At 61.4% G+C, this 16484-nt stretch carries 13 protein-coding genes, 2 pseudogenes and 1 riboswitch; of the genes and pseudogenes, 12 read left to right on the top strand and 3 right to left on the bottom strand.

The annotated features are described in order from the left end of the window. Positions 1–116 (top strand): annotated as a pseudogene (locus AACX99_RS21705) (IS1595 family transposase); the annotation flags it as partial. A 48-nt stretch (positions 117–164) separates the two neighbouring features. Here the strand turns inward: AACX99_RS21705 and AACX99_RS21700 are convergent. Beyond that, positions 165–1610, bottom strand: a complete 1446-nt coding sequence (locus AACX99_RS21700; protein ID WP_339414499.1) for a TolC family outer membrane protein — start codon at positions 1608–1610, stop codon at positions 165–167. 220 nt (positions 1611–1830) lie between these two features. After that, a riboswitch (TPP riboswitch) is annotated at positions 1831–1937 on the top strand. A 96-nt stretch (positions 1938–2033) separates the two neighbouring features. Between AACX99_RS21700 and thiC the strand changes: the two genes are divergently transcribed. From thiC to AACX99_RS21650, 10 genes are all read left to right on the top strand, one after another. Beyond that, on the top strand, positions 2034–3926 hold the full coding sequence (gene thiC, locus AACX99_RS21695; protein WP_339414498.1) for a phosphomethylpyrimidine synthase ThiC: 1893 nt from the start codon (positions 2034–2036) through the stop codon (positions 3924–3926). A gap of 89 nt (positions 3927–4015) precedes the next feature. Continuing rightward, positions 4016–4615, top strand: a complete 600-nt coding sequence (locus tag AACX99_RS21690; RefSeq protein WP_339414497.1) for an NUDIX domain-containing protein — start codon at positions 4016–4018, stop codon at positions 4613–4615. Further along, on the top strand, positions 4606–5070 hold the full coding sequence (locus AACX99_RS21685; protein WP_339414496.1) for a DUF1249 domain-containing protein: 465 nt from the start codon (positions 4606–4608) through the stop codon (positions 5068–5070). Before AACX99_RS21690 ends, AACX99_RS21685 begins: the two co-directional genes overlap by 10 nt. 172 nt (positions 5071–5242) lie before the next feature. Continuing rightward, positions 5243–6064, top strand: coding sequence for a 3',5'-cyclic-AMP phosphodiesterase (cpdA, locus tag AACX99_RS21680; RefSeq protein WP_339414495.1), 822 nt, complete (start codon positions 5243–5245; stop codon positions 6062–6064). 64 nt (positions 6065–6128) lie between these two features. Beyond that, complete coding sequence (locus AACX99_RS21675) at positions 6129–6740, top strand: YqiA/YcfP family alpha/beta fold hydrolase (protein ID WP_339414494.1); 612 nt, start codon at positions 6129–6131, stop codon at positions 6738–6740. A gap of 15 nt (positions 6741–6755) precedes the next feature. Continuing rightward, the gene (gene parE / locus AACX99_RS21670) at positions 6756–8660 is read left to right on the top strand and encodes a DNA topoisomerase IV subunit B (protein WP_339414493.1); all 1905 of its coding nucleotides are present in this window, start codon (positions 6756–6758) and stop codon (positions 8658–8660) included. Continuing rightward, positions 8660–9643, top strand: a complete 984-nt coding sequence (locus tag AACX99_RS21665; RefSeq protein WP_445261895.1) for an esterase-like activity of phytase family protein — start codon at positions 8660–8662, stop codon at positions 9641–9643. Before parE ends, AACX99_RS21665 begins: the two co-directional genes overlap by 1 nt. Continuing rightward, positions 9640–10164, top strand: a complete 525-nt coding sequence (locus AACX99_RS21660) for a retropepsin-like aspartic protease family protein (protein ID WP_339414492.1) — start codon at positions 9640–9642, stop codon at positions 10162–10164. The genes AACX99_RS21665 and AACX99_RS21660 overlap by 4 nt, the downstream gene beginning before the upstream one ends. A gap of 7 nt (positions 10165–10171) precedes the next feature. Further along, the gene (parC, locus tag AACX99_RS21655; protein ID WP_339414491.1) at positions 10172–12424 is read left to right on the top strand and encodes a DNA topoisomerase IV subunit A; all 2253 of its coding nucleotides are present in this window, start codon (positions 10172–10174) and stop codon (positions 12422–12424) included. A 152-nt stretch (positions 12425–12576) separates the two neighbouring features. Beyond that, complete coding sequence (locus tag AACX99_RS21650; RefSeq protein ID WP_339414490.1) at positions 12577–13287, top strand: PqiC family protein; 711 nt, start codon at positions 12577–12579, stop codon at positions 13285–13287. Between the two features lie 27 nt (positions 13288–13314). Here the strand turns inward: AACX99_RS21650 and AACX99_RS21645 are convergent, their stop codons facing one another. After that, the gene (locus AACX99_RS21645; protein WP_339414489.1) at positions 13315–14847 is read right to left on the bottom strand and encodes an AhpA/YtjB family protein; all 1533 of its coding nucleotides are present in this window, start codon (positions 14845–14847) and stop codon (positions 13315–13317) included. A 173-nt stretch (positions 14848–15020) separates the two neighbouring features. Between AACX99_RS21645 and serB the strand changes: the two genes are divergently transcribed. Further along, the gene (serB, locus tag AACX99_RS21640) at positions 15021–16235 is read left to right on the top strand and encodes a phosphoserine phosphatase SerB (RefSeq protein ID WP_339414488.1); all 1215 of its coding nucleotides are present in this window, start codon (positions 15021–15023) and stop codon (positions 16233–16235) included. A 19-nt stretch (positions 16236–16254) separates the two neighbouring features. Here serB and AACX99_RS21635 read toward each other — a convergent pair. Beyond that, positions 16255–16484, bottom strand: a pseudogene (locus tag AACX99_RS21635) (IS1595 family transposase); the annotation flags it as partial.

Raw genomic sequence — 16484 nt, 5'->3', positions numbered from 1 at the left:
TCCCGAACTACCTGGGCTGGCGCCGCATGCTTGAACGCTATCAGCAGCGTATTCAGCCCGTTCACTGTATCCAGGAGGCGGTTGGTCGGACCATGCAACACGTAATTGGGACATAGCCATAAAAAAGCCCGCTGAATTCAGCGGGCTTTTTTGTTTTGCTCAACTCAGTACTGCGGGTTGCCGCGCAGCTGGGCTTCGGCAGCTTTGGCCAGGTCCGGCGGGAGGAAGTCTTCATCCGGGTTGTAGTCGGACTTCAGGTACTGCTCCAGGGCAGCCAGGTCGTCCGGGCTAAGGGTGCCGGCGGCCTGCTTCAAGCGCAGGTTGTTGAGGATATAGTCGTAACGCGCGTTGTTGTAGTTGCGCACCGAGCTGTACAGCTGGCGCTGGGCATCAAGCACGTCAACGATGTTGCGGGTGCCGACTTGGTAGCCGATTTCGGTGGCTTCCAGGGCGCTCTGGTTGGAGATGATCGACTGCTTGCGCGCCTGCACGGTTTCCACGTCGGTATTCACCGCGCGGTGCAGGTTACGGGTGTTCTGCACCACCTGACGGCGCAGGCTTTCACGCAGTTGCTCGGTCTGGTTCAGGCGCTGGTAGGACTCACGCACCTGGGAGCTGGTCAGGCCGCCGCTGTACAGCGGGATATTCAGTTGCAGGCCAATCGAGCGTTGCTCGACATCGCCGCTGAAACGCGCCTGGCCGGGCGTGCCCGAGTTGCTGAAGCCGAGACTGTCGTTATCGCCTTTCTGGTAGCTGGCAACTGCATCCAGGGTCGGTGCGTGGCCGGATTTGCGCTGGCGCAGGGTTTCTTCGGCGGCTTCAACGGCGTAGTTGCTGGCTTGCAGGTTGAGGTTCTGCGCCGCAGCGGTGTCGACCCAGGCCTTGGCGTCATTCGGCGTCGGCGCGAGGATCGGCAGGCTGTGTTCGATGCCTTCCAGGGCGGCGAAGTCGCGATTGGTCAGGGTGATCAGCGCCTCGAAGGCGTCTTCTACCTGTTGCTGGGCGATGATGCGGTTGGCGCGGGCGGTGTCGAAGCCGGCTTGGGCTTCCAGCACGTCGGTCTTGTCCGAGAGGCCGACATCGAAACGCTCGTTGGCTTGATCCAGCTGGCGCTTGAACGCCGCCTCTTCGGCTTTGGTCGAGGCGAGATTGTCCTGGGCGCGCAGTACCGCGAAGTAGGTTTCGGCGCTCTGCAGAATCAGGTTCTGCTCGGTGGCCGACAGTTCCAGCGCGGCTTGCTCGTTGGTCGCTTCGGCGGCCTGCAACTGGAACCAGCGGTCGGCGCGGAACAGCGGCTGGCTGAGGTTGGCCTGGTACACCGTGCCACTGCGCGAGATGGTGTTGGCAGGCGAGTCGACCTGGGTGCGGGTGTCGCTCAGGTTGGCCCCGGCAGACAGGTTGGGTAGCAGGCCCGCGCGGGCCTGGGGGACCACTTCGCTGCGCGCTTCATAATCTGCGCGGGCGGCGGCCAGGTCGGCATTGTTGGCGGCGGCTTCCTGGTAAACGGTGACCAGGTCAGTTTTGGTGGACAGTGGGGCTTGTTCAGCAGCCCAGGCCATTCCGTTGGACGCGGCGGCCACAGCGAGAGCCAGAGTGAGTCTGCGCAACATGGAGGTGATCCTGATTTTGGCGGTAATCGACAAGGCTATAGGGGCGCTGCCTAGAGGGTCAAGATTTGTCTGGAGCTGAGTGAGTGTAGATTGCAACAAGCCATGGCGTGTTCTGTGTGCCGGATATTTGTAGTGGCTGCCAGCGTCACTTTCCGACGCATGGGTCATAAGAAATTGACTCCCGAGTTGGTTTTATTGGCTGGGGTTGATTAGACTGGCCGCGTTCTTGTCGGGGTGCCCCAATTGCGGGGCTGAGATTGGCAGCTGCCGGATCCCGTTGAACCTGATCAGGTTAAGGCCTGCGTAGGGAACAAGATGTGCTCGCCTTTTCCCCTGGCGAGCCTCTGGCACCGCCCCTGGTGCGCCTTTCGCCGCTCATTTATCTCCAGGTTCGCTCCGACATATAGCCCTGGAGAGCCGCCGATGAGCACACAAGAAAAAAACCTCAATCCGATCCTGAGTGAGTCCGCCCAGGTCGACCAGCAGTCGATCCAACCCTTCCCGCGTTCGCAGAAAGTCTATGTGCAGGGCTCGCGCCCGGACATCCTGGTGCCGATGCGTGAAATCAGCCTGGACGTCACGCCAACCGACTTCGGTGGTGAGATCAACGCTCCAGTGGTGGTCTACGACACCTCCGGTCCCTACACGGACCCGAATGTGATCATTGACGTGCGCAAGGGCCTGGCCGATGTGCGTTCACCGTGGATCGAAGCGCGTGGCGACACCGAGCGCCTGCCAGGGCTGAGCTCCAATTTCGGCCAGCAGCGCCTCGCCGATGCCGAGCTGACCAAGCTGCGCTTCGCTCACGTGAATAATCCGCGCCGCGCCAAGGTCGGGGCTAACGTCAGCCAGATGCACTACGCGCGCAAAGGCATCATCACCGCCGAGATGGAATACGTCGCCATCCGCGAGAACATGAAGCTAGAAGTGGCGCGCGAAGCCGGCTTGCTCGACCAGCAACATCCTGGCCACAGCTTCGGCGCCAGTGTGCCGAAGATCATCACGCCCGAATTTGTTCGTGAAGAGATTGCCCGCGGTCGCGCGATCATCCCGGCCAACATCAACCACACCGAACTGGAGCCGATGATTATCGGCCGAAACTTCCTGGTGAAGATCAACGGCAATATCGGCAACTCGGCGCTGGGTTCTTCGATTGAAGAAGAAGTGGCCAAGCTCACCTGGGGTATTCGCTGGGGTTCCGACACGGTCATGGACCTGTCGACCGGCAAGCACATTCACGAAACCCGCGAGTGGATTATCCGTAACTCGCCAGTGCCAATCGGCACCGTACCGATCTACCAGGCCCTGGAAAAAGTTGGCGGCGCAGCCGAGGAGCTGACCTGGGAACTGTTCCGCGACACCCTGATCGAGCAGGCCGAACAGGGCGTGGATTACTTCACCATCCACGCCGGCGTGTTGCTGCGCTACGTGCCGATGACCGCCAAGCGGGTTACCGGCATCGTTTCCCGTGGCGGCTCGATCATGGCCAAGTGGTGCCTGGCGCACCATAAAGAGAACTTCCTCTACACCCATTTCGAAGACATCTGCGAAATCATGAAGGCCTACGACGTCAGCTTCTCGCTGGGCGATGGCCTGCGTCCGGGCTCGATTGCCGACGCCAACGACGAAGCGCAGTTCGGCGAGCTGGAAACCCTCGGCGAGCTGACCAAGATCGCCTGGAAGCACGATGTGCAGACCATGATCGAAGGCCCCGGTCACGTGCCGATGCAGTTGATCAAGGAGAACATGGACAAGCAGCTCGAATGCTGTGACGAGGCGCCGTTCTACACCCTCGGCCCGCTGACTACCGACATCGCGCCGGGTTACGACCACATCACCAGCGGCATCGGTGCGGCGATGATCGGCTGGTTCGGTTGCGCCATGCTCTGCTACGTCACGCCCAAGGAACACCTGGGCCTGCCGAACAAGGATGACGTGAAGACCGGGATCATTACCTACAAGATCGCCGCGCACGCTGCGGACTTGGCCAAGGGCCACCCCGGTGCGCAGATTCGCGACAACGCACTGAGCAAGGCGCGCTTCGAGTTCCGCTGGGAAGATCAGTTCAACCTTGGCCTGGACCCCGACACCGCCCGCAGTTATCACGACGAAACGCTGCCCAAGGACTCGGCCAAGGTGGCACACTTCTGCTCCATGTGCGGGCCGAAATTCTGCTCGATGAAGATCACCCAGGAAGTTCGCGTCTATGCTGAAGAGCAACGCATTGCCGCACTCGACCTGGATGCCGAGGCCGGCATGCAGGCCAAGGCAGCAGAGTTTAAGGCGCAGGGTGCGCAGCTCTACCACAAGGTCTGATAGGGCTTTTGCTGCGCCATGTTTCGGTGCAGCATAGGGTGTAACCAGGACGGGCCTTCGGGCCCGTTTCTGTTAATTAGGGGGGCGTTATGCAACGAGAAGATGTCGAAGTGATCGAGCGCGAGGCTTGCTTTAGCGGCTTCTACAAGCTCGATCGGCTGCGTTTGCGCCATCGCCAGTTTGCCGGCGGCATGGGGCCTGAATTGAGCCGCGAGCTTTTCGTGCGCCATGATGCCGTATGCGTGCTGCCCTACGACCCGCAGCGCGATTGCGTTGTGTTGATCGAGCAGTTCCGTGTCGGCGCGATGGAGAAAAGCACCAATCCCTGGCTGCTGGAGCTGGTCGCCGGATTGATTGATAAGGATGAAGAGCCCGAAGAGGTCGCGCGCCGCGAAGCCATCGAGGAGGCGAATCTACCGCTGACCTCTTTGTGGCCAATTACCCAGTACTACCCATCACCTGGCGGCTCGGATGAGCGTGTGCACCTGTTTGTTGGCCGCTGCGACAGCGAAGGTGCTGGCGGTGTGTATGGCCTGGCCGAAGAGGGCGAGGACATTCGCGTGCATGTCTGGCCGCTGGAAGATGCCCTGGATGCGGTCAAGGATGGGCGTATCGACAATGCCGCCAGCATCATCGCTTTGCAGTGGTTGGCGCTGAACCGCGCTGAAGTGCGGGGGCTGTGGTCGTGAACCTGCTGCGCGAGCGTTATCGGGTCGACCTGGTCGAGCTGCAGGCCGCTTGCGAGCTCAACTATGTGCGTCTGCTGCAGCTACTGCCGGGCATGCGTGAGGATACGGGCGAGCGTCAGCAGATTCGCCGTGTGGCCCTCAGTCAGGGCGAGCATCTGCTCGGCGTATTGGCCCTGGAGGTGCTGGAGACCTGTCCGTATACCTCGACCATCGAGGTGCGTCAGGAACACAGTCTGTCTTGGTTGCCGGTGCCGCATCTGGAGGTGCGTGTCTATCACGATGCGCGTATGGCCGAGGTGGTCGGGACGCAGAGTGCGCGGCGCTTCCACGGCATTTACCCCTATCCCAACGCTGCCATGCATCAGCCGGATGAGAAGACTCAGCTCAACCTGTTTCTGGGTGAGTGGCTAAGTCATTGTCTGGCCTGCGGTCACGAGCTGGCTCCGGTACGTTAGGTTTTTCACGTTCTGCCGATAATCAGGCGCAGGCGCATTATTCCGATACGCGCTAGCCTTAGGTTGGGCGCTGTATTTACAGCGGGCGTTCTGTGATCTATTCCCCTTTCGCGGGTTTACCGCCCGCAGGGCTAGCCAGCATAATTCATGCATTCCGCTCAAGGAGAAGGTCTTGCCGGGCGCGCCGATTAAAACCACTGCTGTTGATCGCTCGGTACTGCTGGTGCAGTTGTCCGATAGTCACTTGTTTGCCGATGGGGCAGGCAAGCTATTGGGCATGGATACCCAGGACAGCTTGCAGCGGGTGATTGAGCGTGTGCTGCAGGAGCAGCCGCAGATCGACCTGATCCTGGCCAGTGGCGACCTCTCGCAGGACGGCAGCACCGAGTCCTATCAGCGTTTCCGCGAGATGACCGCTGTCATCCCCGCGCCCGCGCGCTGGTTTCCCGGTAACCATGATGAAGTGCCTGCGATGCAGGCGGTTTGCGTTGGCAGTGATCTGCTGGAGCCGGTGATGGATCTCGGCAACTGGCGCGTAATTCTGCTCGACTCGTCGATCCCTGGTGCCGTGCCCGGTTACCTCAGCGAACAGCAGCTTGCCTTGCTGGAGCATGCTCTGAGTGAAGCCCCTGATCGTCATCACCTGATCTGTCTGCATCATCACCCGGTGTCCATTGGCTGCAAGTGGATGGAACCCATAGGTTTGCGCAACCCGGAGGCTTTGTTTGCCGTGCTGGAGCGTTTCAGCCAGGTGCGTGCAGTGCTCTGGGGGCATATCCATCAGGAGCTTGATCAGCAGCGCGGCCCGATTCGCCTGCTGGCCTCGCCTTCGACCTGCGTGCAGTTCGCTCCGGGCAGCGAAGAGTTTCAAGTCGATAAAACCGCGCCGGGCTATCGCTGGTTGCGTCTGTTCGACGACGGTCGCCTGGAAACCGGTGTGTCGCGGGTGACCGGGATCAAGTTCGAAATTGATTACACCATCAAAGGTTATTAAGACCTTTGCAGTGCTTGGCTAACCGGTTGCAGCCGGTCGCCGCAACCGGTTAGCCTCCCGCCCCATGACCACATCCATTCTCTATATTCACGGGCTTAATAGCTCGCCGGCCTCGATCAAAGCCAGCCAGTTGCAGCGCGCCATGGCGCAGCTGAGCCTGGATGCGCAGTTACGGGTGCCGGCGTTGCATCACCATCCGCGTCAGGCGATTACTCAGCTCGACGCACTGATTGCCGAACTGGGTCGGCCCGTGCTGGTTGGCAGCTCGCTGGGCGGCTACTATGCGACCCACTTGGCTGAGCGCCATGGGCTACCGGCATTGCTGATCAATCCCGCCGTGCGTCCGCATCTGCGTTTCGATGGTTATCTGGGCCCGCAGAAGAACTATTACAGCGATGAGACCTGGGACCTGACGGCCGATCATGTAACGGCCTTGGCCGAGCTTGATGTAGCCGTGCTGCAAGATCCGGCGCGCTATCAGGTATGGTTGCAGACCGCCGACGAAACCCTCGATTACCGCGATGCCCAGAGCTATTACCGCGCCTGCGCACTGCGTATCCAGGCTGGCGGCGATCACGGCTTTCAGGGTTTTGCCGAGCGTTTGCCGATGCTCTTCGCTTTCGCCGGTATTCCTCGCCATCTGTGGCAGGATATCGACTTTTCCGCTCTCAATTGACCAACAAGAGACCCCATGGCCCAGCAAGGTTCTAGCTCTTACAACGCCGATGCCATCGAAGTCCTTTCCGGCCTCGACCCGGTGCGCAAACGCCCGGGCATGTACACCGACACCAGCCGGCCCAACCACTTGGCCCAGGAAGTCATCGACAACAGCGTCGACGAAGCGCTGGCCGGGCATGCCAAATCGATTCAGGTGATCCTGCATGAGGACAACTCCCTGGAAGTGCTCGACGACGGTCGCGGCATGCCAGTGGACATTCACCCGGAAGAGGGCGTGCCAGGGGTCGAACTGATCCTCACCAAGCTGCATGCCGGTGGCAAGTTCAGTAACAAGAACTACCAGTTCTCCGGCGGCCTGCATGGCGTGGGTATCTCGGTGGTCAACGCGCTGTCGACCAGCGTGATCGTCAAGGTTAAACGCGACGGCAACGAGTACCAGATGAGTTTTGCCGACGGCTACAAGTCCAGCGACCTGGCGGTGGTCGGCACGGTGGGCAAGCGCAACACCGGCACCAGCGTGCATTTCTGGCCGGATGCCAAGTATTTCGACTCCTTCAAGTTCTCCGTCAGCCGCCTTAAACACGTACTGAAAGCCAAGGCTGTGCTGTGCCCAGGTCTTGCGGTCAGCTTTGAAGACAAGGCCAGCGGTGAGAAAGTCGAGTGGCTGTACGAAGACGGCCTGCGCTCCTATCTGGTGGATGCGGTCAGCGAGTTCGAGCGCCTACCCAATGAGCCGTTCTGCGGCAGCCTGGCGGGTAATAAAGAAGCCGTAGATTGGGCGCTGCTGTGGCTGCCGGAAGGCGGCGATGCGGTGCAGGAAAGCTACGTCAACCTGATCCCCACGGCCCAGGGCGGCACCCACGTCAACGGCCTGCGCCAGGGCCTGCTGGATGCCATGCGCGAGTTCTGCGAGTTCCGCAGCCTGCTGCCGCGCGGGGTCAAGCTGGCCCCGGAAGATATCTGGGAGCGCATCGCCTTCGTCCTGTCGATGAAGATGCAGGATGCGCAGTTCTCCGGGCAGACCAAGGAGCGTCTGTCGTCCCGCGAGGCGGCGGCATTTGTGTCGGGCGTTGTTAAAGATGCCTTCAGTCTGTGGCTTAACGGCCACCCGGAACTGGGGCAGCAGCTCGCCGAACTGGCGATCAGCAATGCCAACCGCCGCCTCAAGGCCGGCAAGAAGGTCGAGCGCAAGCGCATCACCCAGGGCCCGGCACTGCCTGGCAAGCTGGCCGATTGCGCGGGGCAAGACCCGATGCGCTCCGAGCTGTTTCTGGTGGAAGGTGATTCCGCCGGCGGCTCGGCCAAACAGGCGCGCGATAAAGAGTTCCAGGCGATCCTGCCGCTGCGTGGGAAGATTCTGAATACCTGGGAAGTTGACGGCAGCGAAGTGCTGGCCAGCCAGGAAGTGCACAACATTGCCGTGGCGGTCGGCCTCGATCCTGGCTCCAGCGACCTCTCACAGCTGCGCTACGGCAAGATCTGCATCCTCGCCGACGCCGACTCCGACGGCCTGCATATCGCGACTTTGCTCTGCGCACTGTTCGTTCAGCATTTCCGCCCGCTGGTGGATGCCGGCCACGTCTATGTCGCCATGCCGCCGCTGTACCGCATCGACCTGGGCAAGGAGATTTTCTACGCCCTGGATGAAGCCGAGCGTGACGGCATTCTCGACCGCCTGGTGGCCGAGAAACGCCGCGGCAAGCCGCAGGTCACCCGCTTTAAAGGCCTGGGTGAAATGAACCCGCCGCAGCTGCGTGAAACCACCATGGACCCCAATACCCGGCGTCTGGTGCAGCTGACCCTGGAAGACTACCCCGGCACCCAGGAAATCATGGACATGCTGCTGGCCAAAAAGCGCGCCGGCGACCGTAAGTCCTGGCTGGAGTCCAAGGGCAACCTGGCCGAGGTGTTGCTCTGATGCAGCGGCTGTTGGCCGTCTGCCTATTGCTCTGCTCACCACTGTTGGCGAGTGCGGCCGCGTTGGAAGAGCTGAAACTGCTCAACGAGCAAGCGGTCCGTGGCGTCAGTGGTGGCAACCTGTCCGGGCTGGCCTGGTGCGATGGCGCGCTGTGGGCGGTATCCGACCGCGATGATCAGCAGCTCTATCGCCTGGAATCCGATGAGTCGCAGTGGCAGGCCACGGCCGAGACCTTTGTTGCGCCGCCTGCGCCGGATACGCGCTTGCCCTGGGGGCTGCGCATGCGCAGCTGGGCGGCGGGTCTGGTACGTGGGGGCGAGCTGGATTTCGAGGGCATCAGTTGCGACGCTCTTGGTAACCGTTACCTAATCAGTGAGGCAAAAGCGGCTGTGCTGCAGTTGCCCGTGGTTGGCGAGCCGAACTGGCTGAAACTGCCTCGCGGGCTGGTTCGCCAGGCGCGCGCCAGCGGCATGTTGTTGCACTACAACTCGTTATTCGAAGGCATTGCTATCGATCCGGCAGGCGAGCGCCTGTATCTGGCCGCTGAGCGCATGCGTCGCGGTTTGCTGGTGGCGCATAAGCAAAATGCCCTCTGGCGTTGCACCGGTGGTTGCGTACTGTTCAGCGAGGCAGGCACGGAACCAGCACCGGAGCAGTTGGGCGCGAAAGAACAACCACGGGACTTCTCCGGTCTGGCCTTCCATAGCGAAAAGCTGTTTACCCTTGAACGCCAGGCACATCGCATTTGCCGGCGCAGCCCGAGCACTGGTCAGGTCGAGAAGTGCTGGTCGTTTGCCGCCGAAGCGCTGACTCCGGAACGCCTCTATCCGCCGTCCTATGGTCTGGCCGAGGCGTTGTGGGTGGATCAGGACGGTGCTTGGGTGGGTGTCGATAACGGCCGTTTTAGCCGCGCTGACGGTGAATCGCGGCCGATGATCTGGCGCTTTTCCGCTCCCAAAGGCGGCTGGGGTAGCAAGCCGTGAGCGAGCAGCCTGCGGGCAGGCGTGCCGGGCGAGTGATGCTGGTGCTGGCCTGGGGCGCTGCTTTGCTGCTGGCGACCAAGTTCTTCGGTGACTGGGAAGACGCTCAGCGCAACCCCAATCAGGCGCCCGAGTCGTTACATGGCAGCGGCTATGTCGAAGTGCACCTGGCCAGCAGTCGCCAGGGCCACTATATGGCCGGCGGCAAGATCAATGGCGAGGAGGTGACCTTCCTTCTCGACACCGGTGCGACGCAGGTCGCGGTGCCGACCGAGGTGGCGCAGCGCCTGGGTTTGCAGGCCGGTGCGGCAATCACCATCAGCACCGCCAATGGCCGCGCCACGGCCCATCGCACGCGGCTTGACCGCTTGCAGCTGGGCGATATTGTGCTGACCGACGTAGAGGCTTTGATCGCCCCCGGTATGGGCGGCGATGACGTATTGCTGGGCATGAGCGCCCTGAAACAACTCGAATTTACCCAGCGCGGCGGCACCTTGATGCTGCGCCAATCAACCTTGCAATGAGGCACGCATGAGCGAATCCCTCGATTTGAGCCTGGACGGTGTTGAACGCCGTTCCCTTGCCGATTTTACCGAGCAGGCTTACCTCAATTACTCCATGTACGTGATCATGGACCGTGCGCTGCCGCATATCGGCGACGGCTTGAAGCCCGTGCAACGGCGCATCGTCTACGCCATGAGCGAGTTGGGCCTGGACGCTGATTCCAAGCACAAGAAGTCGGCGCGTACCGTCGGTGACGTGCTCGGTAAGTTCCACCCACACGGCGACAGCGCCTGCTACGAGGCCATGGTGCTGATGGCGCAGCCGTTCAGCTACCGCTACACCCTGGTCGACGGCCAGGGCAACTGGGGTGCGCCAGACGATCCGAAATCCTTCGCCGCCATGCGTTATACCGAGGCGCGTCTGTCGCGTTACTCGGAAGTGCTGCTGACCGAACTGGGCCAGGGCACCGTGGATTGGGTGCCGAACTTCGATGGCACCATGAACGAGCCGGCGACCTTGCCGGCGCGCCTGCCAAACATTCTGCTCAACGGTACCACCGGTATTGCCGTGGGCATGGCCACCGACGTACCGCCGCATAACCTGCGTGAGGTTGCGACGGCTTGTATTCGCTTGCTGGACGAGCCGAACGCCACGGTCGAGCAGCTGTGTGAACATATCCTTGGTCCGGATTATCCGACCGAAGCGGAAATCATCACGCCGCGCAGCGATCTGCTGAAGATCTACGAAACCGGCAAGGGCTCGGTGCGTATGCGCGCCGTGTACCGTGTTGAGGATGGCGATGTTGTGGTCACGTCGCTGCCGCATCAGGTCTCCGGTGCCAAGGTGCTGGAGCAGATCGCCGCGCAGATGCAGGCGAAGAAGCTGCCGATGGTCGCCGACCTGCGCGATGAGTCGGACCACGAGCACCCGTGCCGCATCGTAATTATCCCGCGCTCCAACCGAGTGGATGCCGATGAGCTGATGCAGCACCTGTTCGCCACCACCGAGCTGGAGTCCAGCTACCGGGTCAACACCAACGTTATCGGCCTGGATGGCAAACCGTCGGTAAAAGACCTGCGCACTCTGCTCACCGAGTGGCTGCAGTACCGCGTCGGCACCGTGCGCCGCCGTTTGCAGTTCCGTCTGGACAAGGTCGAGCATCGCCTGCACCTGTTGGAGGGCCGTTTGATTGCCTTCCTCAACCTCGACGAAGTAATCCGCATCATCCGCACCGAGGATTCGCCCAAGCCGGTGCTGATGGAGCGCTTCGGCCTTACCGAGATCCAGGCCGAGTACATCCTTGAAACCCGCCTGCGTCAGCTCGCGCGGCTTGAGGAAATGCAAATACGTGGCGAGCAGGACGAGCTGGCCAAGGAGCGCGACAAGCTGCTGGCTCTGCTCGGCAGCGAAGCCAAGCTGAAGAAGCTGGTGCGCCAGGAAATTCTCGCTGACGCCGAGAAGTATGGCGACGACCGTCGTTCACCGATTGTTGCCCGCGCCGAAGCCAAGGCGCTGAGCGAAACCGAACTGATGCCGACCGAGCCGGTGACCGTGGTGATCTCGGAGAAAGGCTGGGTGCGCTGCGCCAAGGGGCACGATATCGACGCCACCGGCCTCTCATACAAGGCTGGCGATGGCTTCAAGACTGCCGCGCCGGGGCGCTCGAATCAATTCGCGGTGTTTATCGACTCGACTGGGCGTAGCTACTCGTTGGCCGCCCATTCGCTGCCGTCCGCCCGTGGCCAGGGCGAGCCACTAACTGGACGTCTGACGCCACCACCGGGAGCGACTTTCGAGTGCGTATTGCTGCCGGATGACAATGCGCTGTATGTGATCGCCTCCGATGCCGGCTACGGCTTTGTAGTCAAAGGTGAAGACCTGCAAGCCAAGAACAAGGCCGGTAAGGCCCTGCTCAGTCTGCCTGCAGGCGCCTTGGTGGTACCGCCGAAATCGCTGGTTAATCGTGACGAGGACTGGCTGGCGGCGGTGACCACCGAAGGCCGTTTGCTGCTGTTCAAGGTCGCGGATTTGCCGCAACTGGGCAAAGGCAAGGGCAACAAGATCATCGGTATCCCTGGTGAGCGAGTGGCCAGCCGCGAGGAGTACCTTACCGATCTGGCCGTGCTACCCGTCGGAGCGACCCTGGTGTTGCAGGCCGGTAAGCGTACCCTGTCGCTCAAGGCTGATGACCTGGAGCACTACAAAGGCGAGCGCGGGCGGCGTGGCAACAAGCTGCCCCGCGGTTTCCAGCGCGTCGATAGCCTATTGGTTGAAGCCTAGGGCTAGCCCTGGGCATAAGTCGCAACAAGTGCTGCGCTGGAGTAGCGGGCGGCTTTCAAGGATGATACTGGCCGCAAGGTGGGCTGACCCAAAGGTCCACTTGCACCTCTTTTGGTATACATGCTGGCAGCTTTGCCGGCTGGATGAGTGAGATGATCCCACTGCGTTTCCCCGGAACTCTGCTATTGGCTGGCGTTCTTGGCCTGGCTGGCTGTACGCACTTTCAACAAGCGCCGCTGTATCAGCTCGATAGCGGCGATATTCACGTACCTGCGACCGAGCAGGGTATTGCCGTGCTACTCGGCCCGGTCGCGGTTGCCGATTATCTGCAGCGCGAAGCCTTATTGCAGCGTCAAACTGACGGCAGCCTGACCGTTGCCGATGATGCCAGCTGGGCCGGCAGCCTAGCGGCTGATATCGATCAGCAACTCTTGCGTCAACTGGCTTCGCGACTAGACAGCCAGCGCCTGGTGCTGGCTCCGACCACCGCGGGCTTTGTGCCGCAGGTGCGTCTGGGGTTGGCCATCACGCGTTTGGATTCCGGTCCACAGCGTCCTGCTGTGCTGGAAGCCCAGTGGCGCTTGGCGGGTGGCGATGGCAAGTTGCTCGATGGGCGTCTGGTACGTCTTGAGGAAGCCCATAGCGGCACTATCGTTGATCAAGTGCGGGCGCAGAGTCTGCTGCTGCAGCAACTGGTTGAGCAGCTGGCGATCGCCATCGAAACCCATGGCACGCCAGTACCGCCAATTGCTGCCCCCGCGCCATTGCGTAAGCCTGCACCGGTAAAGCCTGTGCCCCCGGCGCCCCCTCGTATTCCGGTGGTTGAGCCAATGCGTGATGAGAGCGAGGTCTTCCGCTTCTAGCAGGCGCCCGCTTGTCTGAGGCGTGTCTTAATTGCTTTCGTGCATGCGCGCCAGCTGGCGTTCCAGCAGTGATGGATAGGGCTCTAGCAAGCGCTCCACGCAGCAGGCACCTTGTGGACTAGCAATGGCGCGAATGCGCGCACGCTGGCTGACCAGGGCGTCATCGGCAATGCTGCGCTCAACCAGCAGCAGGTTGCGGCTGTGTTGTGACAGCGCCAGGGCATTCTGCGCCGTCTCGCTGAGCAGCAGGTCGCCCTGGCTGAGGTCGCTGAGGTTTTCGCCCTGCGTCAAACCAAGTTGCAGTTGCAGAGTGATGCCGCTGTCGGCCACTTCGATCTGCAGGGCATGACCGAGCGCGCGCATCAGCTCGCCGCAGCAGATGGCGTGGGTCAGGTAGTCCTCACCAATATCCAGCTGGTGGAACAGCATCAGGCTGCTGCCGTCGCTCAATGTGTGCAGCTCGCCTTGATACAGGTTGGCAGCGCGGTCCAGGCAGTCGCGGTAACGCTGCAGTAACTCCATCAGGCGCGTGCGCGGCAGGCGGCGCAGCTGTTCCTGTGCGCCCAGCTGGATTGCCAGTACGGCGCTGGGCAGCGGCTGTTGTGCTATGGGCGCTGGGGCAGGCTCCTGCGTTGGCTGATCGCGTAGCTCGGAGAATGGATCATCCACTGCGTCATCAGCGTATGGTTGGTCTTCGCTATACAGCGGCTCGACTGACTCGTCTCGCTCATCGAAGCGCTCATCGTGCAGGTCACGCACTGCGAAGTCCGGCTCATCATCGAACGATTCAGGCAGGTAGTCATCATCGTCCTGGGCGGCCGGCTCGTCGTAGAACGGCTCTTCCTGTTCTTCTGGTAGCGCAGGCTCTTCTGGTACCAGGCGTGCTTGCAGCTGGCGCGCCAGGTCGCCGATTTCATCCTGGCGGCCGGCGCCTGGCGCAGGATCATCCGGGTCGCGCAGCCATACCCGCAGTTGCAGCAGTGGCGTGGAGATATGCCGCCCCAGACGCATGCTCAGGGACAGGGTCAATGCCAGCAAAATCAGGCTGAGAATGCCCATACTCTGCAGGCTGATGGTCATTGGCTGCTGGAATTGCTGCATGTCGAGGCTGATGCGCAGCTGTCCGGCGATCACCTCCTGGAAGGTGATCGGCGTCGAATACAACCCTTCGGTTTCGCCGAGCATGCTCTGGCTCGGGCGCGAGCCGGCTTCGGCGAGAATGCGGTTGTCCACGCTGTAGATGGCGGCATGGGCCACCAGCGGGTTTTTCACCAGATTATTGAGCAGTACGTTGAGACTGAGAATGTCGTTGGACACCAGCAGCTCGGTCGCCGATGCGGCCGTCTGGGTAATCAGGCTGGTACCCAGGGCTTCGGCCTGCTGCTGCATGGCATGCTTGAACTGCATGCCGATCACCCAGCCATAGATCACCAGGGCCAGGGCCACCAGCAACAGGCTATGGCTGACAATGCGGAGCGCCAGGGGGATACGCCGTTGGCGCAGGGCCTGGAACAGCAAGAGGAAGAAATTATCGGGTTTTACGGGGGCGGGCCGGTTCACAGAGCTCGGCTCATGTCGACTGTAGTTGGCGCGCAGTATAGCGGCGCCCCGGCAGTGGGCAAAGCGCTGTGCGTGGCTGTTTCCCGCTGAAAATGGGTAGAATGTGCGCCTTTTCTACGGCTTGTGACCCCGTTCAGCAAGCCGTTGCCCCTGACTGTACTGGAGACCGAGCCTTGCGCGAAATCGTCCTGATCAATATCACCGGCGAAGATCGCCCCGGTTTGACTGCCGCCATCACCGGCGTGTTGGCCCAAGGCGGGGTGAATATCCTCGATATCGGCCAGGCGGTGATTCACGACACCCTGTCGTTCGGCATCCTGGTCGAGATTCCCGATACCGAGCGCGGCTCGTCGGTGCTCAAGGACATTCTCTTTACCGCGTACAAGCTTGATCAGCAGGTGCGTTTTACCCCGGTGTCCGAGGCGGATTACCAGCAATGGGTCGATGGCCAGGGCAAGGCCCGGCACATCGTGACCCTGCTAACGCGAAAGGTCACCGCCGAGCAGCTGCAGCGCGTCAGTGCGATTACCGCGCGCTACGACCTGAATATCGATCATATCGACCGTCTCTCCGGGCGCATGCCGCTGGATATGCCGGCCGAGCAGGGCAAGGGCTGTATCGAGTTTTCCGTGCGCGGCGAGCCGGCCGATCCGGCCGCCTTGCGTGCCGAGTTCCTTAGCGTGGCACAGGAGCTGAATGTCGATATCGCCTTCCAGCGTGATTCGCTGTTCCGCCGCAATCGTCGGCTGGCAGTATTCGACATGGACTCGACGTTGATCGAGGCCGAGGTGATCGACGAGCTGGCCAAGGCCGCCGGCGTGGGTGAGCAGGTCTCGGAAATCACCGAGCGTGCGATGCGCGGCGAGCTGGATTTTGCCGCCAGCTTCCGCGAGCGCCTGGCGCTGCTCAAGGGCTTGCCGGAAACCGTGTTGGCGGATATCGGCGCTTCGCTAAGGTTGACCGAAGGTGCGGAGACGCTGTTTAGCGAACTGCGTCGTCTGGGCTATAAGACGGCGATCTTGTCCGGCGGCTTTACCTACTTTGCCAAGCAACTGCAGGCCAAGCTGGGCATCGATTATGTGTTTGCCAACGAATTGCAAATCGTCGATGGGCTGGTCACCGGTGTGGCGGTTGAGCCGATTGTCGATGCTCAGCGCAAGGCCGACTTGCTGCGCGAGCTGGCGGCCAAGGAAGGATTGCGTCTGGAGCAGACCATTGCCGTGGGCGATGGCGCCAATGACCTGCCGATGCTGGCGATTGCCGGTTTGGGTGTGGCGTTCCGCGCCAAGCCGCTGGTCAAACAGTCGGCCAAACAGGCGATTTCGACCTTAGGCCTGGACGGCATCCTCTATCTGTTGGGTTTTCGTGATCGAGACGGCTTGGAGTAAATATCGGACAAAGAAAAGGCTATGTCCCAATTACGTGTTGCATGGTCCGACCAACCGCCTCCTGGATACAGTGAACGGGCTGAATACGCTGCTGATAGCGCTCAAGCATACGGCGCCATCCTAGGTAGTTCGGGAGGTAGCGGCTGGCGACACCATGAAAGCGAGTCATCCAACTCTTCAGTCGGCTGTGGTAGGCATTAACATTCTGAATGTGGAAAGCACCCTGGCGTACCCGCTCGCCAGGGCGCG

The sequence above is a fragment of the Pseudomonas sp. EA_35y_Pfl2_R5 genome, from assembly GCF_963970805.1.
Taxonomy (GTDB): domain Bacteria; phylum Pseudomonadota; class Gammaproteobacteria; order Pseudomonadales; family Pseudomonadaceae; genus Aquipseudomonas.
The sequence above is the reverse complement of the archived record's forward strand: the minus strand, read 5'-3'. Positions and strand labels throughout refer to the sequence as shown.

Bases quoted from the DNA above. Each gene is read 5' to 3' on its own strand.
- AACX99_RS21700 (WP_339414499.1), bottom strand. From the start codon at position 1,610: ATGTTGCGCAGACTCACTCTGGCTCTCGCTGTGGCCGCCGCGTCCAAC.
- thiC (WP_339414498.1), top strand. From the start codon at position 2,034: ATGAGCACACAAGAAAAAAACCTCAATCCGATCCTGAGTGAGTCCGCC.
- AACX99_RS21690 (WP_339414497.1), top strand. From the start codon at position 4,016: ATGCAACGAGAAGATGTCGAAGTGATCGAGCGCGAGGCTTGCTTTAGC.
- AACX99_RS21675 (WP_339414494.1), top strand. From the start codon at position 6,129: ATGACCACATCCATTCTCTATATTCACGGGCTTAATAGCTCGCCGGCC.
- parE (WP_339414493.1), top strand. From the start codon at position 6,756: ATGGCCCAGCAAGGTTCTAGCTCTTACAACGCCGATGCCATCGAAGTC.
- AACX99_RS21665 (WP_445261895.1), top strand. From the start codon at position 8,660: ATGCAGCGGCTGTTGGCCGTCTGCCTATTGCTCTGCTCACCACTGTTG.
- parC (WP_339414491.1), top strand. From the start codon at position 10,172: ATGAGCGAATCCCTCGATTTGAGCCTGGACGGTGTTGAACGCCGTTCC.
- AACX99_RS21650 (WP_339414490.1), top strand. From the start codon at position 12,577: ATGATCCCACTGCGTTTCCCCGGAACTCTGCTATTGGCTGGCGTTCTT.